This window comes from Amycolatopsis sp. NPDC051716, assembly GCF_040681595.1.
Taxonomy (GTDB): domain Bacteria; phylum Actinomycetota; class Actinomycetes; order Mycobacteriales; family Pseudonocardiaceae; genus Amycolatopsis.
In genome coordinates this window covers 56,978-83,046 of the sequence record NZ_JBFAZA010000009.1, presented here as the reverse complement: position 1 = coordinate 83,046, position 26,069 = coordinate 56,978, and the positions used below count along the sequence as shown (strand labels likewise).

Here is a 26,069-nt window from a genome sequence, read left to right as displayed (position 1 = left end):
CCGACAGAAACGGCGGACCGTTCGCCGGGGGCGGACCGCCTCGGGCGGCGCGGACCGGCCAGGCGGTAGCGTTTCCGACGTGGCCGTGACCGATCCCGTGGATGCCCGCCTGCTCGCCGCGCTCGCCGACCTCGGCAAGGCGGCGGTGCACGAGCTGGCGGCCAAGGTCGGCATGGATCCCCGCGAGGTCGCCTACCGGCTGGTCGCCCTCTCCGGCAGCGGGCTCCCCCTGCTCGTCGGCGTCGAAAGCGACCCGAACGGCCTGCGCGCGGCCATCGCCGGCGCCCCGCCGTCGTGGGCGAACCGGCCGCAGGTCCCCCCGCCTTCGCAGCCGGTGCCGCACCAGCCCGCGCCGCCGATGCCCCCGCCCGTCCAGGGGACGCCTTCGGGGCCGTACACCGTTCAGGGCGCCCCCTCCGGGCCGTACACCGTGCAAGGCGCGCCTTCGGGGCCGTACAACATCCAGGGCACGCCGTCCGGGCCCCACCAGGTCCAGGGGACGCCGTCCGGGCGTTACCCCGGCCCGCCACCGCAGCAGCCGCCGCGCGCGCCCCGGCCGTTCACGCCGCCGCCGGTGCCGCTCGACCCGGCCGTGAGCACGTGGGGCGTGCCGCAGACGGCGTCCTGGGCCCGCGGCGACGACCCCGCTCGGCCGAGCGGGCCCGCCACCGGCAAGCGGGGCCGGCTCGGCGAGGTGATGGAGACCCAGGGCCTGGAGGGCGAGCAGCTGTCGGTGCAGCTGCTGGAAGTCCAGGACCCGGCCGACTACCTGTTCAGCGCGGCCGGGTACCGCCTGGAAGCCGGTGAGCGTGCGGTGGTGGTGCACACCGAGATCACCAACCGCGGGCCGATCCCGTTCGCGTCGCTGCCGGACAACTACCTCGAGCTGCTCGCCGCCGACGGCCAGGCGATCGGCAAGGCACCGGTGTCACTGACGTCCCGGCCCCCGCACAAGATCGGCGTCAAGCCGGGCGAAACCCTGGGCGGCCACACGGTGTACGTCCTCCCGGACGCCACCCGCGTGGTTTCGGTCCGCTGGAGCCCGCGGCCGGAGCCGGACGAGCGCACGATCACCTGGTCGATCGAGGACTAGTAGCTTTCGTCGCGCAGCTTTTCCAGGGCCTTCGCCAGGTCGTCCGGGTACTCCGACTCGAACTCGACCCAGCGGCCGTCCGCCGGGTGGGCGAAGCCCAGGGTCTTCGCGTGCAGCCACTGCCGGCTGAGCCCGAGGTGGCGGGCCAGGACCGGGTCCGCGCCGTAGGTCAGGTCGCCGACGCAGGGGTGCCGCAGCGCCGAGAAGTGGACGCGGATCTGGTGCGTCCGCCCGGTTTCGAGCTTGATGTGCGCGAGCGACGCCGCCCGGAACGCCTCGACGACTTCGTAGTGCGTCACGCTCGGGCGGCCGCCCTGGACCACCGCGAACTTGTAGTCGTGGCGCGGGTGGCGGTCGATGGGGGCGTCGATCGTGCCGCGCATCGGGTCCGGGTGGCCCTGGACGATCGCGTGGTAGCCCTTGTCGACCGTGCGCTCCTTGAACGCGCGCTTCAGCACGGTGTACGCGTGCTCGCTCTTGGCCACCACCATCACGCCGGTGGTGCCCGCGTCGAGCCGGTGGACCACGCCCTGGCGCTCGGCCGCGCCCGAGGTCGCGATGCGCAGGCCGGTCGCGGCGAGGCCGCCGACGACGGTCGGGCCGGTCCAGCCCGGGCTCGGGTGCACGGCGACGCCGACCGGCTTCGAGATCACGACGATGTCGTCGTCGTCGTGCAGGATCTGCATGCCGTCGACCGGCTGGGCGACGACCTCGACCGGGTTCGCCGGCTCCGGCAGGGTGATCTCCAGCAGGCCGCCGCCGGAGAGGCGGTCGGACTTGCCGGCGGGACGGCCGTCGAGCAGCACGTCCCCGGATTCGGCGAGCTCGGCGACGACCGTGCGGGACAGCCCGAGCAGCTTGGCGAGGCCGGCGTCGACCCGCATCCCGTCGAGCCCGTCGGGCACCGGGAGCATCCGCGAGCTCACGCCTGCTCCTCCTGCTGTTCCTGCTGCTCCGGCGCTTCGGCCTTCTCGTCCTTGGGCGCCTTTTCCCTGGCCGCCTTGTCCTTGGTCGACGTGCCGTCGTAGTCCTTGCCCAGCAGCGACAGCAGCACGATCAGGGCGCCGCCGACGCAGATCGCGGAGTCGGCGATGTTGAAGATCGCGAAGCCCTTGCCGTTCGGGGCGAACGCCGAGATGAAGTCGACGACGTGGCCCTGCAGCCCGCCGGGCGCGCGGAAGATGCGGTCGGTCAGGTTGCCGGTGGCGCCGGCGAGCACGAGACCGAGGCCGATCGCCCAGCCGATCGACCGCAGCCGCCGCGACAGCCAGATGATCGCGATGACGACGGCGAGCGCGACCAGGGCGAGCACCCACGTCATGCCGGTGGCCATCGAGAACGCGGCACCGGGGTTGCGGATGACCTGCAGGTAGATCAGCCCGCCGAGGACCTTGACCGGCTCCTTGCCCTCCAGGTTGGCCACGACCAGGTTCTTCGTCACCAGGTCGATCGCCCAGAACACGACGGCGACCGCGAAGACCCAGCCGACCCGCCGCTTGGGCAGCAGCGGCTTCGCCGGGACTTCCGGGTTCTCGGGCGCGTCCGCGGCGGGATCGGGCACCGCGTCGGCGGGCGCGGCGGTGTCGGGTTCGGAGTGGCTGGGCTCGGTGCTCACCGGTCCATTGTCCACGGCGCTGGTCAGGCCGCGTCGGGCCCGTCCGGCCGCGGGCGCAGGAGGACGGCGAAGGCGGCCGCGAACAGCACGCCCGCCGCGGCGAGCGCGCCGGCCACCGGGGGCAGGAACACGGTCGCGACCAGCGCGAACACCCCGGCGACGGCCAGCAGGAACCGGCTGCGCTCGTAGCCGGCCAGCAGCAGGAGGCCCAGCGTCGCCAGCAGAGCGCCGCGGACGTCGCCGCCGAGCCGGAGCTGGAGGGCGCCGGCCAGGTCGAGCAGCGGGACGGCGGCCAGCGCCCCGAGCGTGCCGAGCAGGAACCGGCCGGGCCGCGGGGGCCGCAGCTCCCGCCAGTACCAGGCGGCCACGGCGAGCACCACGCAGGCGAGACCCGCGAGCCAGCCGAGCTTCGTCGCGGGCGTGGGATCGACCGAGACCGCGATGGCCCGCACCTCGTTTCCGGCCGCACGGCCGGGGCCGTACCAGCTTGGGGACGGCTGGTAGCCCTGCGCGACTCCGATGCCGCCGGGGACCACTTCGACGGCCACCATCACCAGCAACGCGAACCCCAGCGCGGCCAGCGGGAACCAGGACCGCCGTGCACACCCCATCGCGTCAGGGTATCGGGCTCGGGTTTCCCCGCAGCAGGGCGACGAAGGCGGCGGCGAGCAGGATCGACGCCGAGATCAGCACGCCCGCCATGTCCGCCGAGAGCACCACGGCGACCAGGGCGAACGCGACCGTGGTGACCAGGAGGAACAGGCTGCGCTCGTAGGCGGCGAGCAGCAGCAGGCCGAGGGTGGCCAGCAGCGGGCCGCGCAGCCCCTCGTCGAGCCGGAACTGCCAGGACCCGACCAGGTCGAGCAGCGGGACGGCGAGCAGCGCGGCGACCGTGCCGAGGACGAACCGCCCGGTGCGGACGGGCCGCCGGGCCAGCGCGTACCAGACGGCCGTGCCGGCGAGCACCACGCCGAGCGCGACCAGCCACGCGGGCCCGGCCGGCAGGCCACTTTCCACCCGGTGGAAATCGTCCAGGGGCAACCGAAACGCCTGGCTGTGCTCGGTCACGCCGGGCGGGACCGAGTACGGTCCGACGAGGAGGTTCGCGGACTCGCTTTCGGCCCGGCTGCGGCGGGCCACCAGCAGCACCGCCGCCAGACCGATCTGGGCGAACCCCAGCAACGCCAGCGGAAACCAGAAACGCGGCCCTCTCCCCATCGGCCCAGGCTAGCGCTCAGCAGAAGGGCGGCAGCTCCCGCGGGTCGCCCACCGGCGCCCAGCGGCCGTCCACCTTCGCGTACTCCCAGCGGGCTCCGCGGGCGACGATCTGTCGCAGCGCCAGCAGCACGCGGTCGACGTGTTCCGCCGTGCTGCCGAGGCCGAGGCTGACGCGGACCGCCTGCTGCCCGTCGCCGCCGGCGACGCCGATCAGCCGCTTGGCCGCGATGTGGGCGCAGAAGGCGCCGTCGCGGACACCGATGCCGTACTCGGCGGACAGCACCGCGGCGAGCCAGCCGGGGTCGAAGCCGTCGACGACGAAGCTGACCGTGCCGACCCGGTCGACCGGCGCGTCGAACAGCCGCAGTTCGGCGCAGCCGGGGATGGCCTCGAGGCCCTTGCGCAGCCGCGTGAGCAGGGCCAGCTCGTGGGTTTCGATCGCGTCCCAGTTGTCACTGAGTGTTTCGCACGCGACGCCGAGCGCGTACACGCCGACGGTGTTGGGCGAACCGGCTTCGTGGCGCTCCGGGCCGGTGTTCCAGACGACGGCGTCCTCGGTGACGAGCTTGGTCGCGCCGCCGCCGGCGAGGTACGGCCGGGCCGCGCGCAGCCAGTCGGCGCGGCCGATCAGCGCACCCGCGCCGAAGGGCGCGTACAGCTTGTGGCCGGACAGGGCGATGTAGTCGACGTCCAGTTCCTTGAGCGAGATCCGGCGGTGCGGGGCGAGCTGGGCGGCGTCGAGGGCGATGCGAGCGCCGTGTTTCCGTGCCACGGCGGAGATTTCGGCCACCGGGAGCAGTTCGCCGGTCACATTGGACGCTCCGGTGACGACGACCAGCCGCGGTCCCTGCGGGGCGTCCGCGAGTGCTTCGTCCACGGCGGACACCGCGGCGAGGCGGGTGCGCGGGGTCGGGATCCGCCGGACGTTCGGTCCTGGCCACGGCAGCAGCGCGGCGTGGTGCTCGGTGTCGAAGACGATCACCGTGGTGTGCCGCGGCAGGCTGCGGGCGAGGAGGTTGAAGGAGTCGGTGGTGTTGCGGGTGAAGACGACGGTGTCAGTCCGCCGGGCGTCGACGAAGCGGCGCAGGACGTCCCGGGTGCGCTCGTAGAGCTTGGTGGAGACCTGCGACGCGAAGCCGGCCCCGCGGTGGACGCTGGCGTACCAGGGCAGGAACTCGTCGACGGCGCCGCGGACGGCCTCGAGGCACGGGGCGCTCGCGGCGTGGTCGAGGTTGGCGTAGCCGATGTCCCCGCCGGTCACCAGCGGCACCCGCAGCGACGCCCCCGCGACGGCGGGGATGGCGCGGGTTGCGGGGCTTGCGGGGGTTTCGAGCGGGGTGCGGTCGATGGCGAGAGTCATCGGGGTGCCTCCTCGGCGATCCGGGGGACCCCGGCGAGGGGCCCGCGCTTGCCCGTCGCACGGCGCGACCGGCCCGGTCTTCACCCGGGGCACCCCACCGCGGTAGGAGGGTTGCCGGCCAGCAAGCCGGGGCTTCGCGCTGGCACTCATGACCTGAGCCAGAAGGTAACCGAGAACGCGGCCGGTGGCCAACCCCCGCCTCACATTCTGAGACGCCGCTCACAGAGAGTGATCCCTCCAAGTGCCCCAATGTGGCCTTCGGTGCGTTGAACGCAACCAAGGCCACATTGGGGCGGAAGAGGTCCCCGTCAGCGGCCGGATTCGCCCTTCCAGCGAGCCAGGCGCCCGGCGCGGTCGACGGCGCGCAGCCGGCGTTCGGCGTCGTCGCGGACGGCGCTCGTGGTGACGACCAGCAACTGGTCGTTCTCCTGCAGCCGGCTGGTCTTCTGCGGTGTGAAGCCCGCGCCGTCGCGGACGACCAGGCTGATCGTCGCCCCGATCGGCAGCCGCAGCTCGGACAGGTACACGCCGTGCAGCTTCGATCCCGGCTGGATCCGGACCTGCAGCAGTTCGGCACCCAGCTCGTCCAGCGGCGCGGAGTCGACCTCGACCTCGTGCGGCTCGGACTTCTTGGCCAGCCCGAGCCGGCGCGCGAGCGGGCCGAGCGTCGCCCCCTGCACCAGCGTCAGCACGATGACCAGCACGAACACCGCGTCGACCAGCCGCTGCGCGCCCGGCAGACCCTGCGACAGCGGGATCATGGCGAGCACGATCGGCACGGCGCCGCGCAGCCCGGCCCACGACAGGAACGCCTGTTCCCGCCACGGCAGCCGGAACGGCAGCATCGCCAGGACGACCGAGACCGGCCGCGCCAGCAGCAGCACGACCGCGCCCGCGACCAGGCCCGGCACGATCGCGTCGAGCAGCCGGCCCGGCGACGCGAACAGCCCGAGCAGCACGAACAGCCCGATTTGCGCCAGCCAGCCCAGGCCCTCGGCGAACGACAGCGTGTCCGATCGGTGCGGCAGCCGCGAATTGCCGAGCACCAGCGCGGCGACGTAGGTGGCGAGCAGCCCGGACGCGTGCAGCAGCTGCCCGGACGAGTACGCGACGACGCACACCGCGACCGTGGCGAGCGGGTAGAGGCCCGTCGCCGGCAGCGCGGCCCGGCGCAGCGCGTGGCCGCCGAGCCAGCCGAAGGCCAGCCCGATGGCCAGGCCCGCCGCCAGCTCGTAGACCGCCAGCAGCGGCAGCGTCCAGTCCACAGTGGTGCCTTCGGCCAGCACCACGACGGCGATGTAGGCCGGCGCGTCGTTGATGCCCGACTCGAGTTCGAGCGCGCCGGTGAGCCGTTTGCCGATCCCCGCCGTGCGCAGCACCGAAAACACCGCGGCCGCGTCGGTCGAGGCGAGCACCGCGCCCCACAGCAGCGCCAGCCGCCAGTCCAGGCCCAGCAGCCAGTGCAGCGCCGCGCCGGTGACCGCGATGCTCACCACCACGGACACTGTGGACAGTGCGATTCCGCGGCCCAGCGCGGGTTTCACCGCCGACCACCGGGTGGTCAGCCCGCCTTCGGCGAGGATCATGACGAGCGCGGCGAGGCCGAGCGACTGGGTGAGCCCGGGGTTGTCGAACCGGATGCCGAAGCCGGCTTCGCCCAGCACGACGCCGATCCCCAGGTACAGCAGCAGCGAGGGCAGGCCGAGCCGGATCGACACGCGCACGGCCAGCACGGAGGCGAGCAGCACGACACCGCCGACGCCGAGCAGCACGGGAAGCTGGTCCATGCCCGCCTCCTCCCGAGTGCCGTGGGGCCCTCAGAATAGTGAAGCGCGGGGGTTAACTCGTTCGTGTACCGCTGCCCGGCGCCGGGCACCCGGTGTGTTAAGGCGCCGCGACACCACCGAGCGCGTCGAGATCGACACCGAGAGCGGCGAACGGCTCCCCCGCCGCGGGCAGCACCTTGACCGCGCGGTGGCCGTCCCTGGCCACCCAGCCGGCGTCGACCGCCCGGTCGAGCAACGCCGCGGGCAGGGCACCGGCGAGGTGGTCGCGGCGCTCCGTCCAATCCAGACAGTCACGCAGCAGCGGCCGCCGGCCGGCGGCGACCGGCACGCCGAGGTTCGCCAGCACCGTCCGCCCGCGCGGGGTCAGCGCCAGGCCGTCGGCGGTGTCGACCAGGCCGGTGGCGAGCATGCCTTCGCGGAGGGCCACGCCGAGCTCGCCGGCGAGGTGGTCGTAGCAGGTCCGCGCGAACCCGAGCCGCCGTGCGCGCAGCGAGGACTTCAGGCCGGTTGCGGGCCGGTGTTCGGCGTGCTGGGCCAGGTGCTCGATCAGCTCGGCCACCCGCGGGTCGGCGATCCGGACGTAACTGGCCCGCCCCTGCTTGACCCGGACGACGAAGTCGGCACCGGCCAGCCGGGTGACGTGCTCACTGGCCGTCGAGAGGGCGATCCCGGCCGCCTTCGCGAGCTCGCCGACGGTCCAGGCCCGCCCGTCCAGCAGCACGAGGCACATGGTGGCCCGGCTCGGGTCGGCGAGCACCGCGGCCACCTCGGCCAGCGCGATCGTCTCCATGCCCCCACGCTACGGCCCCGACCCGTCGGCCACGGCCGAACCATCGCCCCCCACCGGACGACACGCGTACCTGGACGGTCGGCTCGCGTACCTGGACGGTCGGCTCACCGGCCGACCCTGTAGGTACGCGAGCCGACCCTGTAGGTACGTGAGCCGACCCTCTGGGTATGCGGGGTCAGAGGGGTTTGAGGAACTTGGCGGCGACCTGGACGGCCGGGCCCGAGTCGTTCGAGTTCTCGAGGACCACCGCGAAGGCGATGGTGCCGCGGTAGCCCACGAACCAGCCCGTGGCCTGCTTGCCGTCGCCGAACTGGGCGGTGCCGGTCTTGCCGAAGACGGTGCCCGCGGCCGCGGCGGCGCGGCCGGTGCCGCTGGTGACCACCGCGCGCATCATCTTCCGCACCTCGCCGAGCACCGACGCCGGCGGCGGCGAATAGCCCTTGACGACCGTGGTCTCGGCGTCGTGCCACAGCCGCGGCGTGATCGCCTTACCGCTGGCGACCGTGGCGGCCATCAGCGTGCCGCCGAGGGCGCTGGCCTGGATGCGGCCCTGGCCGAACCCGTCCTCGACCTGCTCGTCCTTGCTCGCCGCGGGCTCGACCTTCCCCAGCTCCGTCTTGAGCCCGGGGATCTCGTAGTCGGCGTTGAGGCCGAGCTCGTCGGCGGCCTTCTTCAGCCCGTCCGCGGGCAGGCCGAGCGCGAGCTGGCCGAACGTCGTGTTGCAGGAGCGCGCGAACGCCGTCTGCAGGTTGGTCGCGCCCAGCTCGAACCCCTCGTTCTTGACCGTCCGCGTACCGATCGTCGCGACGCCCGGGCAGTCGACCGGCGACGTCGCGTTGAGCCCGCTCTGCTGGACCGCCGCCACCGACGTCGCGATCTTGAACGACGACCCCGGCTCGTACAGGCCGTTGAGCGCCTTCGGCGAGTTCCCGGCGGCGGCGTTCTGCGCGACGGCGAGGATGTCGCCCGAACCCGTGTCGAGGGCGACGAGCATCGCCGACCCCTGGTAGCCGTCCACCGCGGCCTGGGCGGCGTTCTGCGCGTCCAGGCTCAGGCTCGCCACGAGCGGCTTCGCCCCCTCGGCCGACGCCTTCCCGAACAGCGTCTCGAGGCTCTTGCCGCCGGCATCGACGCGCTCGACGGCGAATCCCCCGCCGGCCGCGGCGGTGACCTGCCCGGTGAGCGCCGAGCGCAGCAGCGGGGCCGGGTTGCCATCCGCCGGCCGCACGCCGCCGGGCCCGCTGACGACCAGCGGCTTGCCGTCGCGGTCGGCGACCGCGGTGGTGTCCTGCGCGGCGGTGCTGATCACCAGCCGCTGGCCTGCCTCCAGCTTCGGGTGCAGCAGCGACGGCGCCCAGTGGACCAGCCACTGCCCGCCGTTCTGCGCGACCTGGAACGGCACGTCGTAGGTCCACGTCTTGCCCGGCTTCAGCACCCACGAGAGGCTGAACGTCCCGTCCGTCTGCTTCGCGCCGGCCGCGGCCGGCTGCAGGGCGCTCAGCTTGGCGGTGACCGACGACGGGGTCAGCGCGTTCCGCGTGGCCCGCAACGCCACCGCGGCCGCCGCGTTGTCGTCGGTCAGCCGGGCCGCAGCGTCGGGGTTGTTCTCGGAAAAGTCCTGCAGGTACTCGGTGATCGCCGAGTTCGGGTCGTGCGCGCCCGGGTTTTCCACCGTGGTCGCGCCCGCGGCGGCCTCCGGCGTCGATCCCCCGCTGTTCAGCACGAAGAACGCGGCCACCAGCACCACGACGACCAGCAGCGCGCCACCGATCAGGATGCCGCGTCTCTTACCAGGATTCACCTTCGACGTACCCCTCCCCCAAGGTGCCGCCCCGGATCCGGGGTGGCCGGTCGAGTCTGCACCCTACCGGCCACCCGCGGCAATCATGCTTTCGCCACCGCCACGGTGACCTTCGTGCCGTCGCCGACCGTGCCGGCGAAGCCCTCGGCCACCGGGCCGTAGCTCACCGACGTCGCCAGCGTCTCCGACGCGAGGAACTCCTCGTGCGTCCGAGCCGCTTCGACGACTTCGGCGGGCGCGTCGATGGTGAGCGCGATCCGGTCGGCGACGTCGAGCCCGGCGTCCCGGCGGGCCTGCTGGACGACCCGGACCAGGTCGCGAACCAGGCCCTCGGCCGCCAGCTCCGGCGTCACCTCGGTGTCGATCAGGACCAGCCCGGACCCGCCGGGCAGCTCCGCCGCCGCGCCGCCGCCCTTGGCGACCAGCCGGCGTTCGAACTCGCCCTCCTGCAGGGCGATCCCGGCCGCGACCACGGCGCCGCCCTGGAACGACCAGTCCCCCGCCTTGACGGCCTTGATCACCGTCTGGACGTCCTTGCCCAGGCGCGGGCCGGCGGCGCGGGCGTTCACCGCGACCTCGAACCCGCCGTGCGCGCCGACGTCGGTGGTCAGCTCGACCGCCTTGACGTTCACCTCGTCCCGCAGGATGTCGGCGAAGGCGCCCATCGTCTCGGCGTCCGAAGCGGCCACGACCAGCGACGACAGCGGCAGCCGCACGCGCAGCTTGTTGGCCTTCCGCAGCGACAGCGCCGACGACGCCACCTGCCGCACCCGGTCCATCGCCGTCACCAGTGCCGCGTCCGCGGGCAGGTCGTTCGCGTTCGGCCAGTCGGTCAGGTGCACCGAGCGGCCGCCGGTGAGCCCGCGCCAGACGACCTCGGTGGTCAGCGGCAGCAGCGGCGCCGCCACCCGCGAAGTCACCTCCAGCACGGTGTGCAGCGTGTCGATCGCGTCCTTGTCGCCCGCCCAGAAGCGGTCGCGCGAGCGGCGCACGTACCAGTTCGTCAGGACCTCGAGGAAGTCCCGGACGGTCTGGCACGCGCCCGCGACGTCGTAGTGGTCCATCGCGTACTCGACGTCGGTGACCAGCTCGTGCGTCTTCGCCAGGACGTACCGGTCGAGCACGTTCGGCGAGTCCGTGCGCCACTGGCCCTCGACGCCTTCCGCGTTCGCGTACAGCGCGAGGAAGTAGTACGAGTTCCACAGCGGCAGCACGGCCTGGCGGACGGCGTCGCGGATGCCCTTGTCGGTGACGACGAGGTTGCCGCCGCGCAGGATCGGGCTTGCCATCAGGTACCAGCGCATGGCGTCGGAGCCGTCGCGCTCGAGCACCTCGTTGACGTCCGGGTAGTTGCGCAGCGACTTGGACATCTTGGCGCCGTCGGAGCCCAGCACGATGCCGTGCGCGACGCAGGTGCGGAACGCCGGCCGGTCGAACAGCGCCGTCGCCAGCACGTGCAGCAGGTAGAACCAGCCGCGGGTCTGCCCGATGTACTCGACGATGAAGTCGCTCGGGTAGTGGTGCTCGAACCACTCGGCGTTCTCGAACGGGTAGTGCACCTGGGCGTACGGCATCGAGCCCGAGTCGAACCAGACGTCGAGGACGTCCGGGACGCGGCGCATCGTCGACCGGCCGGTCGGGTCGTCCGGGTTCGGCCGGGTCAGCTCGTCGATGTAGGGCCGGTGCAGGTTGTCCAGCCGCACGCCGAAGTCGGCCTCGAGCTCGTCGAGCGAGCCGTAGACGTCGGTGCGCGGGTACGCCGGGTCGTCGGACTGCCACACCGGGATCGGCGTGCCGAAGTACCGGTTGCGGGAGATCGACCAGTCGATGGCGTTCTCCAGCCACTTCCCGAACTGGCCGTCCTTGACGTTCTCCGGGTACCAGGTGATCTGCTGGTTGAGCTCGACCATCCGGTCCTTGAACTGCGTCACCGCGACGAACCACGACGAGACCGCGCGGTAGATCAGCGGGTTCCGGCAGCGCCAGCAGTGCGGGTAGCTGTGGTCGTAGGTCTCGTGCCGCAGCAGCACGGCGCCCTGCTGCGCCGCGGATCCGGTGCCGTTCTTGAGGTCCCGCACGATGTTCGGGTTGGCGTCGAAGACCTGCTGGCCTTCGTAGTCCGGCACGGTCGCGTCGAACTTGCCGTGCGCGTCGACCGGCGTGACCGGCGGGATGCCGGCGGCGTCGGTGACGACCTTGTCGTCGGCACCGTAGGCCGGGGCGATGTGGACGATCCCGGTGCCGTCGTCGGTGGTGACGTAGTCGGCGGCCAGCACCTGGTGGGCGTTCTCGGTGCCGGTGAAGTACGGGAACGGTGGCGCGTAACGGGTTCCGAGCAGCTGCGTGCCGGTGTAGCGCGCGACGACCGTCGGCTCTTCGCCGAGTTCACGCGCGTACGCGGCCACCCGCGCTTCGGCGAGCAGGAACCGCTTGCCTTCGCTCTCCACGACGACGTACTGCACTTCGGGGTGCACGGCGGTGGCCAGGTTCGACGGCAGCGTCCACGGCGTCGTCGTCCAGATCAGCAGGTAGGTGCCGTCGAGGTCATTGTCGTTGCCCTGCAGGCGGAAACCGACCGTGACGGCCGGGTCCTGGCGGTTGCGGTAGACGTCGGAGTCCATGCCCAGCTCGTGGTTGGACAGCGGCGTCGCGTCGCGCCAGCAGTACGGCAGGACCCGGTAGCCCTCGTAGACGAGTCCCTTGTCCCACAGGCGTTTGAACGCCCACAGCACCGACTCCATGTAGGTGACGTCGAGGGTCTTGTAGTCGTTGTCGAAGTCGACCCAGCGGGCCTGGCGGGTGACGTACTCGCGCCACTCGTCGGTGTAGCGGAGGACGGACTCCTGCGAAGCCTCGTTGAACTTCGCGATGCCCATCTCTTCGATCTCGGACGTCTCGGTGATGCCGAGCTGGCGCATCGCTTCGAGCTCGGCGGGCAGCCCGTGGGTGTCCCAGCCGAACCGGCGCTCGACCTTGCGGCCCTTCATCGTCTGGTAGCGCGGCACCAGGTCCTTGACGTACCCGGTGAGCAGGTGACCGTAGTGCGGCAGGCCGTTGGCGAAGGGCGGGCCGTCGTAGAAGACGTACTCGTTTTCGCCCTTTTCGCCGGCCGGGCGTGCGTCGATCGACGCCTGGAAGGTCCGGTCGCTCTCCCAGTAGGCGAGGACCTGCTTCTCCAGCGCGGGGAACGACGGCTGCGACGGGACTCCTGCGCCGTCGCCAAGCTGGGCCTGGGGGTACATCCGGGTGCTCCTCGGTTCGTCGCTCGCGTACGGACGACCGGCTTCGCACCGGTCACCCACACGGGGACGAGACGCCTCGGCGTTCCGCGGTACCACCCCGCTTGCCCGCTCGCGCAGGCCACTTCGTTCGACGGCTGTCACGGGCCGAACCCGTCCGGTTCTACTGAGAGCGGTGAAGCTCGGTTCTTCCGGAGGCTCCCCGGTGATGGCCGGATCGACGCCGTGTTGCCTACCAGGTTAACCGGCCCGCGCAACCGGGTTGTCACGAGGGGCACATACGGTCACGACGATCGCGACCAGCCAGAGCGCGCCTGCGATCAGGCCCACCTCGTGCAGACCGGTGACGAACGGGCCGGCCACGACGGTGCCGAGCACCGCCACCCCGAGCGCGCCGCCGGCTTGGCGGGCGGTGTTGTTGACGCCGCTGGCCACGCCGGCGCGCTCGGGCGGGATGCCGCCGACCGCGGCCGTCACCACCGCCGTCGTCAGCAGGCCCATCCCGATGCCGAGACCGAGCAGGGTCGGCAGCAGGGCCGGGTACCCGCTGTTTTCGTTGAGCAGCACCAGGTTCAGCATTCCGAGCGCGCCGAGCGCCAGGCCGGCGACCATCAGCGGGCGGGGACCGAAGCGGCCGGTGAGCCGGCCCGCGACGGGAGCCAGCAGCGAGAGCGGGCCGAACAGCGGCAGCACCTCCAGGCCGGCTTGCAGCGGACTCGCGTGCCGGACGCCCTGCAGGTAGAGCGTCAGGACGAGGATCGCGCCGATGCCGGTGAAGTTCATCGCCGCCGCGACGAAGTTCGGGCCGAGCGTCCGGCGGACGACGTCCGGGGGCAGCATCGGATCCGCCACCCGGCGTTCCACGACCGCGAACGCCACGAGCGCGGCCGCCGCCACGATCCCGGCCAGGAGGTTCCGCTCGATGACCGCGTACACCCCGGCACCGAGGGCCGGCACCGCCGTGGCGACGCCGGCGGCGTCGATCCGCCGTCCGGACGTGCGCTCGCCGCGCGGGACGAGCCGCCGCGTCGCGAAGGCCGCCGCCAGCACGACGGGGACGTTGAGCCAGAAGACCGGCTGCCAGCCCACCGCGGTGACCACGGCGCCGCCGAGCACCGGGCCCGCGGCCAAGGCGAGTGCCGACACCCCGGCCCAGATGCCGAGGGCCCGTGCCCGCTCGGTGCGTCCCGGGTAGGCGTTCGTGATCACGGCGAGGGTGCCGGGCAGCAGCAACGCGGCGCCCAGGCCCTGGCCGGCGCGGGCGGCGACGAGCCACGGCGCCGACCCGGCGAGCCCGCACGCGGCCGACGCCGTGCCGAACAGCGCGAAGCCCGCGAGGACGACCCGGCGGTGGCCGAAGACGTCGCCGAGCGCGCCGCCGGTGAGCAGGAAGGCGGCCAGGACGACCGCGTAGCCGTCGACCACCCACTGCTGCGCCGCGAGGCCGGCGTGCAGGCCGGTGCCGATGGCGGGCAGGGCGACGTTGACGACCGTGACGTCCAGCTGGACGAGGAACATCCCGGCGCACATGGTGAACAGGAGCACGTCCCCAGTGGACCGCGCGGACACTTCGGTTTCGGTGGAAGTGTCGCGGGGGCATCCTGGGAGGCGTGGAAGGCGACGCCGACATCGCGCGGACGGCCGCGCTGTTCGCGGACCCGGCCCGGGTCCGCGTGCTGCTCGCGCTGGCCGACGGCCGGGCGCTGGCGGCGTCGGTGCTGGCCGCCGAAGCGCGGCTGTCCGCGCCGGGCGTCAGCGCGCACCTGGCGAAGCTGCGGTCGGCGGGGCTGGTCGTCGCCGAGAAGTCGGGGCGGCACCGGTTCTACCGGCTGGCCGGTCCGGCCACCGCGGAGCTGCTCGAGACGCTGGCGCGGTGTTCGCCGTCCCACCCGGTGACGTCGTTGCGCGAGGGGACGCGGGCGGAGGCGTTGCGGACGGCCCGGACCTGCTACGACCACCTCGCGGGCCGGCTCGGGGTGGCGGTGACGTCGGCGTTGCTGGCACGCGGCGCGTTGGCCGGCCCTGGCGATACGCGACGGCGGCCGGGTGACCGGATTTCGGCTCCGCTGCGCGAACACCCGTACACGCTGGGTCCCGCGGCCGCTCCGGTGTTCGGCTCACTAGGCGTGGACCTGGACGCCGTCGCCGCCGGACGGCGTCCACTGCTCAAGTTCTGCGTCGACTGGAGCGAGCAGCGGCACCACCTGGCGGGCGCGCTGGGCGCGGCGGTGGCGGCCCGGTTCCTCGACGCGGGCTGGGTCCGGCGGCGAGCCCAGGCCCACCGCGCACTCCGCCTCACCCCGGAAGGCTCCCAGGCTCTCGCCACTCACCTCGGCTTGGCCGACCTCGCCGCCTGACGCCGTGTCGTCCCTTCAATCACGCGTGTCGTCCCTCCAGACACGCGTGTCGTCCCCTTAGGCACGCGTGTCTGGAGAGACGACACGAGATCCGGCGGGCACCACGCGTGATTGGGGAGGCATCACTCGTGATTGGGGGGTCGACACGGTCAGCGGTGGGCGGCGACCAGGGTGGCGTCGGGGCGGCAGCGGTCGCAGGGGGTGAAGCCGAGCTGGCGGGCCTCGCCCACGCCGATCGGGATCGTGTCGCGGGTGCCGAGCCAGGGGCACGTGGTGAGGTGGTAGCGGGGGTGCTCGTCGACGACCACGACCTCGTCTTCCAGGTCGGCCAGGACCGCGACGTCGGCCTCCGGGGTCTCTTCCACGCCCGGGTCGGAATCGGGCTTCGTTTCGGCCTCGGCTGAAGCGTCGGCCTCTTCGGCAGGCTCGGGGTCGGGCGTGTCGGGGGTGTCGGCTGGGTCACCGAGGTCGCCGGCGGCCGGGATCAGGGTGGTTTGTTCTTCTTCGGCCGGTGACTCGGGCGCCTCGGCCTCCGGCGGGGAAACGGCCGAAGCGGCCGGAGCTGCCGCAGCGGCGGCCGGGGCCGCAGGCGCGGAGGATCGGCGACGGCGGCGCAGCCAGTCGGCGACCAGGAGCAGCCCGGCCAGCACGGACAGGCCGATGGAAACCCACGCCCACAGCGAAGAAGCCGTGATCAGCGCGGTGACGAGCAACCCCAGAGCCGCCAGTACCAGGACCAGCACGATGTAAAGCACGCTGAATTACAGCACGAACCGGCCGGGAGCGGACCACGACCCGCCCACGTGTGGTACCGGATCGACTCCGAACCGTGGTCCACCCCACCGGCGGGTGCCGGTGGGGTGGACGCGGAACGAAAACTCAGCCGGCTTCGGCCCGCGGGCCGAAGGAGTAGCCCTGGCCGCCACTCGTCGAACCGGACGACTGGCCGGAGTTCGACGACGCCGACGCGGGGGCCGCGGAACCGCGGTCGTCGAGCTCGCGCAGCTGGGACTCGAGGAACCCGCGCAGCCTCGTGCGGTACTCCCGCTCGATCGTGCGCAGCTCTTCGATCTTCTTGCCCAGCCCGCTCTTCTCGGAGTTCAGGCTGTTCATCGTCTCGGTGTACTTCCGCTGGGACTCGCGCTCCAGCGTGGTCGCCTTGTCGCGCGCCTGGCGCTCCAGGGTTTCGGCACGGGTCCGCGCGTCGTTCAGCATCGTGTCGACGCGGGTGCGGGCCTCGTTGACCATCGAGTCCGACTTCGCCCGGGCGTCCGAAAGCAGCTGCTCGGACTTGGTGCGGGCCTCGGCCAGCATCCCGTCGGACTCGGTCTTCGCCTCGGCGGTCAGCCGGTCGGCCATCTCCTGGGCCAGGCCCAGGACCTTGGCGGCCTGCACGTTCGGCTCCGTGCTGTCGCCGGCCATCGAGTGCGTCGAGTGCGCCTGGGTCTGCTCCATGGCCGACTGCGGCGGCGGCACCGGGGCCAGCCGGCGCGACGGCTCTTCCCGCATCGGGGGGGCGGATTTGGCGCTGTCGAGCTCGCTCCGAGTCGACTCGAGCTCGGCGTCGAGCTGCTCCATCTGCTGGCGCAGCTCGTTGTTGTCTTCGATCAAGCGGGCCAGCTCGGTCTCCACCAGGTCGAGGAACGCGTCCACCTCGTCCTCGTTGTAGCCCCTCTTGCCGATGGGCGGCTTGCTGAACGCAACGTTATGCACGTCAGCGGGGGTCAACGACATCAGATCACCTCACGCACTCCATGGCCTGCAGGGTCCACCCAAGTTTCCCCGATCAACTTGGAGTCGCCAGTTGCATCGCGAAGAACACAACCAACAGCAGCACCATAATCGACAAGTCCAGTCCGACGCCGCCGATTCGAACCATCGGAATGATTCGCCTGAACAGACGAACCGGCGGGTCCGTCACTGTGTAGATGGTCTCGAGCGTGACCGCAACCCCTCCGGCCGGATGCCACTCACGCGCGAAGGTCCGGACGAGTTCGACCACGATCCGCGCCGTCAGCAGCAGCCAGAAGGCGAACAGCACGTACCAGACGACCAGCCACACAGCTTCCACGTACCTACTCTAACCGGGCGTCCTCTCCGAAGACGCAGTTGAGGGGGCCGACCTCGCCTCGGGTCGGCAAAGTCACGTCTGCTTGCGCTCAGCGGTCCCGGCGACTTCAGCCCCGCAAAAACAATCCGCCCTCGGCAATCCGCCGACGGTCTTCCGCGGTGACGTCCACATCGGGCGGTGAGAGAAGGAACACCTTGTTGGTGACCTTGTCCATCGACCCTCTGAGCGCGAACGCCAGCCCGGCCGCGAAGTCGACGAGCCGCTTCGCGTCCGCGTTCTCCATCTCGGTGAGGTTCATGATCACCGGGATGCCCTCGCGGTAGTGCTCCCCGATCGCCCGCGCCTCCGCGTAACTGGTCGGGTGCAGGGTGGTGATGCGGCTCAACGGATCACGCACCGGCTGGCGCACGACCGGTTCGGTGACCGGCCGAAGCCGGGCCACGGGTTCCGGCTGCCGGTCCATGGCGAGCGCGCCGTGGACAGCGGGCTCGGAGCTGGGCACGGAGCGTGACCGGCTGCGGCTGACGGGCTCGTCGTACGTGTCATCGACATCGCGGTACCGTGAGCGGGACGACCGCGGTGCCGGCTTCTCGTAGGAGTCGTAGTCGTCGTCCGCGTAGCCGCGCCGGTAATCGTCTTCGACGTCGTAGCCGTCGTCATCAGCGGGCACCATCCCGAAGTAGGCCTTCAGCTTCTGCAGCGCGCTCATGCCTCTCCCTAGCCCTAGCCGCTCCCGCACTGACTCGATCTCCACGCCATCAGTGCCCCGCACGGGCGGCCACGAAACGTGACGACCGCGCGAGCTCCCTACGGCGAGGCTAAACCGCGTCCACCGAGCAACGCGGTTCCGACACGCACACAGGTCGAGCCGTGCGTGATCGCCTGTTCGAGATCATGGCTCATCCCGGCGGAGACGTCTGCGGCATTCGGGTGATCTTTTCGGAGCGCCTCACCCGCGCGAGCGAGCCGTTCGAAGGCGGCGGCCGGGTCCGCACCCCGCGGCGCGACGGCCATCAGGCCGCGAAGCCGCAGCTCTTCGGACTGCGCAATGTGGTCGGCGAGCGCGGGCAGCTCGGCGAGCGGGCAGCCGCCGCGCTCGGGGTCGTCGTCGAGGCTGGCCTGGATCAGCACGTCGAGGGGTTCCTCACGTTTGCCGCTGTAACGCTCGGTGTGCACCGCCTTGGCGAGCGCGTCGGCGAGCCGCCCGGAGTCGACGGACTGCACCTCGTGCGCCCACCCGACCACGGACCGCGCCTTGTTCCGCTGCAGCCGGCCCACCATGTGCCACCGCAGCCCGGCGGCGACTTCGGCGGCTTTCGGCCCGGCTTCCTGGTCGCGGTTCTCGCCGACGTCGGTGACGCCGAGTTCGGCCAGTAGCGCGACGTCGGACGCGGGGAAGGTTTTCGTGATCGCGATCAGCTTGACCTCTTCGCGCGGCCGGCCGGCCTCGCGGCAGGCGGCGGCGATCCGCTCCTCGACCTCGGCCAGGTTCTCGGCCAGCTCGGCCTTCCGATCGGTGCTCATGCCGCCTCCGCGGGAAGAAGTACGTCGGCGGTCACGCTTCGATCCAGGTGATGCCCGCGATCCGCCCGGTGGTCCCGTCGCGGCGGTAGCTGAACAGCGTCTTGTCCTCGTTCGTGCACCGCGGGTCGACGCCGATCTTGCCGACACCCAGGTCGGCGAGCTGCCGCCAGAGCCCGGCGCGCAGGTCGAGGCCCGGGGTGCCCGTGCGGGTCTTGCACGCGCTGCCGGGGACGTGTTTCTCGACGTCGGCGGCCATGGCGGCCGGCACCTCGTAGCAGTCGCCGCAGATGGCCGGGCCGAGCAGGGCCTCGATCCGGTGCGGCTCGGCACCCACCTCTTGCATGGCGGCGACGGCGGCCGGGACGACCCCGACCCGCGTGCCGACGCGCCCGGCGTGCACCGCCGCGACCACCCCGGCCTCGGCGTCGGCCAGCAGGATCGGCACGCAGTCCGCGACGAGCACCACGAGCGCGACCCCCGGGGTCGCGGTCACCAGGGCGTCGGTCGCCTCCGCCGCGCGGGTCTCGGAACCGTCCACGATGGTCGCCGTGCGGCCGTGAACCTGCTCCATCCAGGCCAGCTTGTCCTCGGCCAGCCCCAGCTCGGCGGCCAGGCGCTTGCGGTTGGCGAAGACGTTCCCCTCGTCGTCACCGACGTGGTCACCCAGGTTGAAGGTGTCGTAGGGCGGCCGCGACGCACCGCCCGCCCTGGTCGTCACCACTCGCCGAACCCGCACGAAATCCTCCTGGACGTCACTGAAGGCCATCACCCCCGACTCTAGTTCGCGGGTGATGGCCTTCAGAGGTGGTGGCTAGCGCCGCATGAACGGCGGGACGTCGACCTCGTCGTCCGACGGGTCGTCGTGCACCGGCATCGCGCGCCCGGGCAGGCTGCCCTGGGTCGCGTTGGAGCCGAGCGGCGAGTAGCCGCGCGAACCGCCGCCGGGCTGCGGGAGCCCGCCGGACGGCTGGTTGCCGCCGGCCGGCGGCAGCGGCGAGTGCGACCGCGGGGGCGCCACCGGGTAGCCGGAGCTGCCCGCGGACGGCACCGGCGTGGCGCCCGACGGCGGCGACTGCGAGTTCGAGACCTGCCCCGCCGAGGCCGAAGCCGTGGTGGACGCGCGGGAGCCGGAGCCGAACGTCGACGGGTCCAGCTTCTTGTGCGTCGGCGCGCCGGCGTCGAACCCGGCGGCGATCACCGTGACGCGGACCTCGTCACCGAGGGAGTCGTCGATGATCGTGCCGAAGATGATGTTCGCGTCCGGGTGCGCGGACTCCTGGACCAGCGACGCGGCCTCGTTGATCTCGAACAGGCCCAGGTCGGAGCCGCCCGCGATGGACAGCAGCGCACCGTGGGCGCCGTCCATCGACGCCTCCAGCAGCGGCGAGTTGATCGCCTTCTCCGCGGCCTGGATGGCCCGGCCCTCGCCGCGCGCCGAGCCGATGCCCATCAGCGCGGAGCCCGCGCCGGACATGACGCTCTTGACGTCGGCGAAGTCCAGGTTGATCAGGCCCGGCGTGGTGATCAGGTCGGTGATGCCCTGGACACCGGAGAGCAGCACCTCGTCCGCGGAGCGGAACGCGTCCATCAGCGAGACGCCGATGTCGCCGAGCTGCAGCAGCCGGTCGTTCGGGATCACGATGAGCGTGTCGCACTCGTTGCGCAGCGACTGGATGCCGTCTTCGGCCTGCTTGCCGCGCCGCTTGCCCTCGAAGGTGAACGGACGGGTGACGACACCGATGGTCAGCGCGCCCAGCTTGCGGGCGATCTGGGCCACGACCGGCGCGCCACCGGTGCCCGTGCCGCCGCCTTCACCGGCGGTCACGAACACCATGTCGGCGCCCTTGATGACCTCTTCGATCTCTTCACGGTGGTCTTCGGCGGCCTTCTGGCCGACCTCGGGGGCGGCGCCCGCGCCGAGGCCGCGGGTCAGCTCGCGGCCGATGTCCAGCTTGACGTCGGCGTCGGACATGAGCAGTGCCTGGGCGTCGGTGTTCACCGCGATGAACTCGACACCCTTGAGGCCGACCTCGATCATGCGGTTCACGGCGTTCACGCCGCCACCGCCGATGCCGACCACCTTGATCACCGCAAGGTAGTTGTGCGGGGGCGTCATCGAAGTCCGCCTTCCTGATCGTTGTGCCCGTACAGCCCGTCGCCGGTGATCAACCCTCAACCTCAACCCCAGATCGAGAGTTATGTCAACCGCCGACGTTAGGCAGGACGGTAGGCACCAGGCAGGCTCTAATCCAGTAGGCACGCCGTGTGTCGCAAAGGTGTTTTGCCACAACACGTTCGAGCGCGCAAGAGCGACGGGCCGCGAGCACCCCTTCGGCCCGATCTGGTATGGCCGCCGGATCAGGCGGGAACGGGCATGCTCATGAGGACTTCCGTGGGTGCTCCGGTGGTCGATCCACCGGCCGGTTCGACGCTCACCGCCACCTTGTCGGCACCGGCGACGCCGTCCGCCACGACCAGGCCGCCCTGGTCCGCCGCGGCGATCACCCCGGCCGGGCGCGGCGCGGCCGCGCCCGTGATCAGCCAGGCTTCGTAGACCTTCCCGCCCGGCTGCGACGGCAGGCCCGCGTCCATCACCATCACCCGGTTCAGCGAGCGCGACAGGACGACCGTGACGCCACCGCCGGTGGGCGCCTCGCCGTGCGCGGTCTTCGCGTCCGGTGCCGCGAGCAGCGCCGCCACCGGCGCGAACTGCTGTTTCGCCTGGTCGAGACGGCTCTGCGCGGCCTGCAGCTCCTGCTGCTGGGTCAGCGCGATCCCGCCGAACACCCCGCCCGCGGCGAGTCCCACGACGGCCGCCGCGGCCGACACGACGACCGCCCAGCGCGGCACCCGCGCCGAGCGGCGGTGCCGCTCCGGGGCGCCGGGCCGGGTGCGCGGCGGCAGCTGGCGGGTGGCGTGCATGGCGGTCAGCACGCGGTCCTTGAACCCCGGCGGCGGCTCCTCGGCCATCGCCGCGCCCAGCCGGGCCGCCGTCGCCCGCAGCTCGGCGACCTCCTGCGTGCACGACTCGCACTGCTCGAGGTGGCGGGCGAACTCCGCGCGTTCGACGTCGTTGACGGCGTCGAGCGCGAAGGCGCCGGCCAAGGTGTGCATCTCCGGCGTGCTCAAGCGGTCACCCCCAGGCAGTCCCGCAGGCGGATCAGCCCGTCCCGCAGCCGCGTCTTGACGGTTCCTTGCGGCGTCGACAGCACTTCGGCCACCTCGCGATACGTATAGCCCTGGTAGTAGGCGAGCAGCACGGACTCGCGCTGCAGGTCGGTCAGGAAGGACAGGCACCGGCGCACCTGGGAGCGTTCGAGCCGCGCGGTGACGGACTCGGCGACCTCGTCGAACGGGCGGCCGCGGGCGGCCTCGAAGGTCGCCTTCTGCTCGCGCTCGGTGCTCGCGCGCGCCGAGCGGACGCGGTCGACGGCGCGGCGGTGCGCCAGCGTCATCGCCCAGTTCAGCGCCGAGCCCTTGTCCGGCGCGTACCGCGTGGCGGTGCGCCAGAGCTCGACGAGCACCTCTTGGGCGACCTCTTCGGACTGGGCCGCGTCGCGCACGATCCGCCGGACGAGCCCGTAGATCGGCCCGGAGAACTGGTCGTAGAGCAGCTCGAAGGCCCGCTCGTCGCCCTTGGCGACGCGGATCATCAGCTCCTCCGGGGACGGCACCGTGGAGCCGGCCGGAACCTCCGAGGGCACCGGCGCCATGTGGCGCGGGCGGGCCGGCTCATCCATGCAGCTGTCCTCCGGCGTTCTGCGGGGTGCGCGGCACGACCGCGGCCTTCCGCAGCCACAGCGCGACGCCGTGGCGGCGGATCAGCGCGGACACCCGCTGCGGGAGCAGCGGCCGGGCCAGGACCAGCCGGGCCAGCCACCGCGGGTTCACCGGGCGGCGAACTCCCCGCAGCGTAGCGACCAGCGGCGTGGCCGTCCCGCGGCGCAACGCCACGGTGAGGTCGAGCAGCGCTTCCGGGTGCGGGAGGCGCATCCGGTATTCGCCGTCCATCTCCTGGAACGGCGAGACGTAGAACGCCTTGGCCGCACGGGCGCGGCCGGCCTCGTCCGGGTGAAGCAGGTAGGCGTGGCGGCCGCCGTAGGTGTTGTGCACCTCGGCGACGACGCACGCCGGCCGGCCCGCCGGATCGTGGCACCAGTAGACGCTGATCGGGTTGAACGCGTACCCGAGCACGCGGGCGGCGGCCAGCATCTCGACCCGGCCGCCGCGCAGGTCGACCCCGCGCTCGGCGAGCCAGGCGTCCAGCTTCTCCCGGATGCCGCGCGGGTCGCCGGCCGCGAAGTGGTCGCGGGGGTCGAACCGGGCGAACGGCCGCAGCCACCACGGCAGCCGCGGCAGGTCGTCGAGGTCCACCCGCCACAGGTACACGCGGTGGGTGAAGGCGTGCGGCGGGTCGATCCGCCGCACGTGCGCGACCGTGGCGTCGTAGAGCGCGTTCGTCACCACGTCACCCCCAGGCTTTCCGCGGCGCGGGCGCCCGAAGCGCAGCCGTCCTCGTGGAAGCCCCAGCCGTGGTAGGCGCCCGCGAACGCCAGCACGCCGTCGTTGAGCCCGGCCAGCCGGCGTTGCGCGGCCACGGATTCGGGCGTGTAGACCGGGTGCTCGTACCGCATCCGCGCGACGACGTGGTCCCGGTGGGGACCGTCGCCGGGGTTGAGCGTGACGACGTAGCCAGTCGGCTCGTCGAGGCGCATCAGGCGGTTCATGTCGTAGCTGACCTGGACCGCGCCGGTGGGCGCGCCGCAGGCGGGCGCGCGGTAGTTCCAGCCGGCCCGGGCGCGGGGCAGCGAGGGCAGCACGCTCGTGTCGGTGTGCAGCCAGGCCTCGTTCTCGGAGTAGCGGAACGCGCCGAGCACCTCGCGCTCGGCGGCGGTCGGGTTGGCGAGCAGCGACAGGGCCTGGTCGGCGTGCGTGGCGACGACGACCTTGTCGACGCGGTGCGGGGTGTCGGCGTCGTCGCGGATCTCGACGCCCCCGGCGGTCCGCAGCACCGACCGCACCGGCGTCGACAGGTGCACCGCCGTCAGCTGCTTCGCCGCGAGCTCGACGTACTCGCGCGAGCCGCCGACGACGGTCCGCCAGGACGGCGAGTCCTGCACCGAGAGCATGCCGTGGTTGCGGAGGAACTCGAACAGGTACCGCGCCGGGTACCGCAGGGTGTCGGCGCGGTCGGCCGACCACACGGTCGACACCAGCGGCAGCATGAAGTGGTCGACGAAGTAGCGGGTGTAGCCGCCGATGGCGAGGAACGCGCCGAGCGTGACGTCCCCGGCGTCCTTCGCCGCCAGCAGCCGCTTCGCGTGCCGGTGGAACCGCTTCACCTCGGTCAGCATCCGCAGGTACCGGCCGCGGACGGCGTTGGCGCGCTGGGCGAACAGGCCGCCCATGCCCTTGGCCCCGGCGTACTGCAGGCCGCAGCCGTCGCAGCGGATGCTCATCGACATCTCGGTGTCGCGCGTGGCCACCCCCAGCTCGCCGAACAGCTTGAGCAGGGTCGGGTAGGTGCGCTCGTTGTGGACGATGAAGCCGGAGTCCACCCCGACGGTGCCGCCGAGGGTGCTCGGCACGTCGTGCGTGTGCGCGTGCCCGCCCAGGCGGTCGTCGGCCTCGAACAGCAGCACTTCGTACTTGCGTTGCAGCAGGTATGCCGCGGTCAGCCCGGCCACCCCGCTGCCGATGACGCCGATGCGTTCTCCGGTGATCTCCACACCGGTGCTTCGGGACCGCGGCCCGCCCGGATTGCCCGACCGGGCGACCAATCCACCGGGGTGCCGGCCCGTCGCCTGAGTGCTCTGCCGCAGCTCGCACGTCGCGAATGACTCATTCGCGACCTCTGAGGTCCCGAATGAGTCATTCGCGACACCGGCGGCGCCCGGATTGCCCGACCGGGCGACCAATCCACCGGGGTGGGGAGAGCGAATCCCGGTCATGCCGCACACCACCGCGCACCGCCTCGCTTCGTTCGCCGCGAAACTCCTCGGCGGCCCGCTCCCCGTGGGCCTCCGGACCTGGGACGGGACCCGGGCCGGCCCGGAAAACGCACCCACGGTCGTGCTCCGCAACCGCCGTGCCCTGCGCCGCCTGCTCTACGCGCCCGGCGAGCTGGGGCTCGCCCGCGCCTACGTCACCGGCGACCTCGACGTCGAAGGAGATCTGGCGGACGGCTTCCGCCGGATCTGGGCCCTCACCCGCACGGGCGACCTCAATCGGGCGAAGCTGGGACCGCGCGAGTGGGCCGAAGCCGTCCGCCTGGCGGCCCGGCTCGGCGTCGCCGGGCTCCCGCCGAAACCGCCCGCCGAAGAGGCGCGGCTGTCCGGGAAGCTGCACAGCCTGCTGCGCGACCGCTCCGCCATCGCCCACCACTACGACCTGAGCAACGCCTTCTACCAGCTGCTGATGGACGAGTCGATGGCGTACTCCTGCGCCTACTTCACCTCCGGCTCGTCGAGCCTGGAGCAGGCGCAGCACGACAAGCTGGAGCTGATCTGCCGCAAGCTGGGGCTGCGGCCGGGCATGCGGCTGCTCGACGTCGGCTGCGGCTGGGGCTCGCTGCTCGTCCACGCGGCCAAGCACCACGGTGTCGAGGCCGTCGGCATCACGCTCTCGGCCGAGCAGCTGCAGCACATCCGCGGCCGGCTCGCCCAGCACGACCTCGAAGACCGCGTCGAGGTGCGCCGCCAGGACTACCGGGAGCTGCCGGACGCGCCGTTCGACGCGGTCGCGTCGATCGAGATGGGCGAGCACGTCGGCGAGGTCAACTACCCGGCGTACGCGGCGACGCTGCACCGCATGGTGAGGCCGGGCGGGCGCGTGCTGCTGCAGCAGATGTCCCGGGGGCACGTCGCCCCGGGCGGCGGGGCGTTCATCGAGCGGTACATCGCGCCGGACATGACGATGCGCCCGGTCGGGCGGACCATCGACCACCTGGAGACGGCCGGGCTCGAGGTGCGGGACGTGCAGGCGCTGCGCGAGCACTACGTCTGGACGGTCCGGGCCTGGGCCGCCACCCTGGAGGAGAACTGGGCCGACGTCGTCGCGCTCATCGGCGAGACGGGCGCGCGGGTCTGGCGCCTGTACCTGGTGGGCGGGGCGCTGGCGTTCGAGGAGAACCGGATGGGCGTCGATCAGATCCTGGCCGTGCGACCCGACCAGCACGGCGGCTCCGGCCTGCCGGCGACGCGGGAGTGGTGAGG

Annotated in this window: 24 protein-coding genes and 1 riboswitch; of the genes, 3 read left to right on the top strand and 21 right to left on the bottom strand. The window is 72.4% G+C overall.

What is annotated here, in order from left to right:
* The first annotated feature begins 79 nt into the window (after positions 1-79).
* Complete coding sequence (locus tag AB0M30_RS14495; protein ID WP_364584172.1) at positions 80-1,093, top strand: AsnC family protein; 1,014 nt, start codon at positions 80-82, stop codon at positions 1,091-1,093.
* Here AB0M30_RS14495 and AB0M30_RS14490 read toward each other — a convergent pair.
* From AB0M30_RS14490 to AB0M30_RS14445, 10 genes are all read right to left on the bottom strand, one after another.
* Complete coding sequence (locus AB0M30_RS14490) at positions 1,090-2,019, bottom strand: RluA family pseudouridine synthase (RefSeq protein WP_364584169.1); 930 nt, start codon at positions 2,017-2,019, stop codon at positions 1,090-1,092. The genes AB0M30_RS14495 and AB0M30_RS14490 overlap by 4 nt on opposite strands.
* Entirely contained in the window at positions 2,016-2,654 is a 639-nt protein-coding gene (gene lspA / locus AB0M30_RS14485; RefSeq protein WP_364584468.1) for a signal peptidase II, read from the bottom strand. Before lspA ends, AB0M30_RS14490 begins: the two co-directional genes overlap by 4 nt.
* Positions 2,655-2,731: 77 nt before the next feature.
* Positions 2,732-3,319, bottom strand: coding sequence for a hypothetical protein (locus AB0M30_RS14480; RefSeq protein ID WP_364584166.1), 588 nt, complete (start codon positions 3,317-3,319; stop codon positions 2,732-2,734).
* 4 nt (positions 3,320-3,323) lie between these two features.
* Entirely contained in the window at positions 3,324-3,926 is a 603-nt protein-coding gene (locus tag AB0M30_RS14475; protein ID WP_364584163.1) for a hypothetical protein, read from the bottom strand.
* 16 nt (positions 3,927-3,942) lie between these two features.
* Positions 3,943-5,286, bottom strand: coding sequence for an aminotransferase class V-fold PLP-dependent enzyme (locus tag AB0M30_RS14470; RefSeq protein ID WP_364584160.1), 1,344 nt, complete (start codon positions 5,284-5,286; stop codon positions 3,943-3,945).
* A 39-nt stretch (positions 5,287-5,325) separates the two neighbouring features.
* A riboswitch (SAM riboswitch) is annotated at positions 5,326-5,440 on the bottom strand.
* Positions 5,441-5,594: 154 nt separating this feature from the next.
* Complete coding sequence (locus tag AB0M30_RS14465) at positions 5,595-7,073, bottom strand: potassium/proton antiporter (RefSeq protein ID WP_103341899.1); 1,479 nt, start codon at positions 7,071-7,073, stop codon at positions 5,595-5,597.
* Between the two features lie 97 nt (positions 7,074-7,170).
* Complete coding sequence (locus AB0M30_RS14460) at positions 7,171-7,863, bottom strand: helix-turn-helix domain-containing protein (protein WP_364584157.1); 693 nt, start codon at positions 7,861-7,863, stop codon at positions 7,171-7,173.
* Between the two features lie 175 nt (positions 7,864-8,038).
* Positions 8,039-9,664 carry a penicillin-binding transpeptidase domain-containing protein gene (locus AB0M30_RS14455; protein WP_364584156.1) on the bottom strand — a complete coding sequence of 542 codons (1,626 nt, stop codon included), beginning with the start codon at positions 9,662-9,664 and terminating at the stop codon, positions 8,039-8,041.
* Positions 9,665-9,747: 83 nt separating this feature from the next.
* Complete coding sequence (ileS, locus tag AB0M30_RS14450) at positions 9,748-12,906, bottom strand: isoleucine--tRNA ligase (RefSeq protein ID WP_364584153.1); 3,159 nt, start codon at positions 12,904-12,906, stop codon at positions 9,748-9,750.
* A gap of 237 nt (positions 12,907-13,143) precedes the next feature.
* Entirely contained in the window at positions 13,144-14,448 is a 1,305-nt protein-coding gene (locus tag AB0M30_RS14445) for an MFS transporter (protein ID WP_364584150.1), read from the bottom strand.
* A 65-nt stretch (positions 14,449-14,513) separates the two neighbouring features.
* On the opposite strand from AB0M30_RS14445, the gene AB0M30_RS14440 reads away from it, so the two are divergent.
* Positions 14,514-15,260 (top strand): metalloregulator ArsR/SmtB family transcription factor, encoded by a 747-nt coding sequence (locus AB0M30_RS14440; protein ID WP_364584147.1) that lies wholly within the window; start codon positions 14,514-14,516, stop codon positions 15,258-15,260.
* Positions 15,261-15,409: 149 nt separating this feature from the next.
* On the opposite strand, the gene AB0M30_RS14435 is transcribed toward AB0M30_RS14440, so the two are convergent.
* The 11 genes from AB0M30_RS14435 to AB0M30_RS14385 all read right to left on the bottom strand — a co-directional run bounded on the left by AB0M30_RS14435 (position 15,410) and on the right by AB0M30_RS14385 (position 24,584).
* Positions 15,410-16,015, bottom strand: coding sequence for a hypothetical protein (locus AB0M30_RS14435; RefSeq protein WP_364584144.1), 606 nt, complete (start codon positions 16,013-16,015; stop codon positions 15,410-15,412).
* Positions 16,016-16,139: 124 nt separating this feature from the next.
* Positions 16,140-16,994, bottom strand: a complete 855-nt coding sequence (locus AB0M30_RS14430; RefSeq protein ID WP_364584142.1) for a DivIVA domain-containing protein — start codon at positions 16,992-16,994, stop codon at positions 16,140-16,142.
* 52 nt (positions 16,995-17,046) lie between these two features.
* Positions 17,047-17,322 carry a YggT family protein gene (locus tag AB0M30_RS14425; RefSeq protein ID WP_013224824.1) on the bottom strand — a complete coding sequence of 92 codons (276 nt, stop codon included), beginning with the start codon at positions 17,320-17,322 and terminating at the stop codon, positions 17,047-17,049.
* A gap of 115 nt (positions 17,323-17,437) precedes the next feature.
* The gene (gene sepF, locus AB0M30_RS14420; RefSeq protein WP_364584140.1) at positions 17,438-18,040 is read right to left on the bottom strand and encodes a cell division protein SepF; all 603 of its coding nucleotides are present in this window, start codon (positions 18,038-18,040) and stop codon (positions 17,438-17,440) included.
* Between the two features lie 98 nt (positions 18,041-18,138).
* Positions 18,139-18,855 (bottom strand): YggS family pyridoxal phosphate-dependent enzyme, encoded by a 717-nt coding sequence (locus tag AB0M30_RS14415; RefSeq protein ID WP_364584138.1) that lies wholly within the window; start codon positions 18,853-18,855, stop codon positions 18,139-18,141.
* A gap of 31 nt (positions 18,856-18,886) precedes the next feature.
* Positions 18,887-19,591, bottom strand: coding sequence for a peptidoglycan editing factor PgeF (gene pgeF, locus AB0M30_RS14410; RefSeq protein ID WP_364584466.1), 705 nt, complete (start codon positions 19,589-19,591; stop codon positions 18,887-18,889).
* Positions 19,592-19,666: 75 nt separating this feature from the next.
* Positions 19,667-20,971, bottom strand: a complete 1,305-nt coding sequence (gene ftsZ, locus AB0M30_RS14405) for a cell division protein FtsZ (RefSeq protein WP_364584135.1) — start codon at positions 20,969-20,971, stop codon at positions 19,667-19,669.
* 242 nt (positions 20,972-21,213) lie between these two features.
* Positions 21,214-21,969, bottom strand: coding sequence for an anti-sigma factor (locus tag AB0M30_RS14400; RefSeq protein ID WP_364584464.1), 756 nt, complete (start codon positions 21,967-21,969; stop codon positions 21,214-21,216).
* A gap of 11 nt (positions 21,970-21,980) precedes the next feature.
* Positions 21,981-22,595 carry an ECF RNA polymerase sigma factor SigK gene (sigK, locus tag AB0M30_RS14395; protein WP_364584133.1) on the bottom strand — a complete coding sequence of 205 codons (615 nt, stop codon included), beginning with the start codon at positions 22,593-22,595 and terminating at the stop codon, positions 21,981-21,983.
* Positions 22,588-23,322, bottom strand: coding sequence for a DUF1365 domain-containing protein (locus AB0M30_RS14390; RefSeq protein ID WP_103341909.1), 735 nt, complete (start codon positions 23,320-23,322; stop codon positions 22,588-22,590). Before AB0M30_RS14390 ends, sigK begins: the two co-directional genes overlap by 8 nt.
* Complete coding sequence (locus tag AB0M30_RS14385; RefSeq protein WP_364584131.1) at positions 23,316-24,584, bottom strand: FAD-dependent oxidoreductase; 1,269 nt, start codon at positions 24,582-24,584, stop codon at positions 23,316-23,318. The genes AB0M30_RS14390 and AB0M30_RS14385 overlap by 7 nt, the downstream gene beginning before the upstream one ends.
* Positions 24,585-24,804: 220 nt before the next feature.
* Between AB0M30_RS14385 and AB0M30_RS14380 the strand changes: the two genes are divergently transcribed.
* Positions 24,805-26,067 (top strand): cyclopropane-fatty-acyl-phospholipid synthase family protein, encoded by a 1,263-nt coding sequence (locus tag AB0M30_RS14380; RefSeq protein WP_364584129.1) that lies wholly within the window; start codon positions 24,805-24,807, stop codon positions 26,065-26,067.
* Positions 26,068-26,069: the final 2 nt, after the last annotated feature.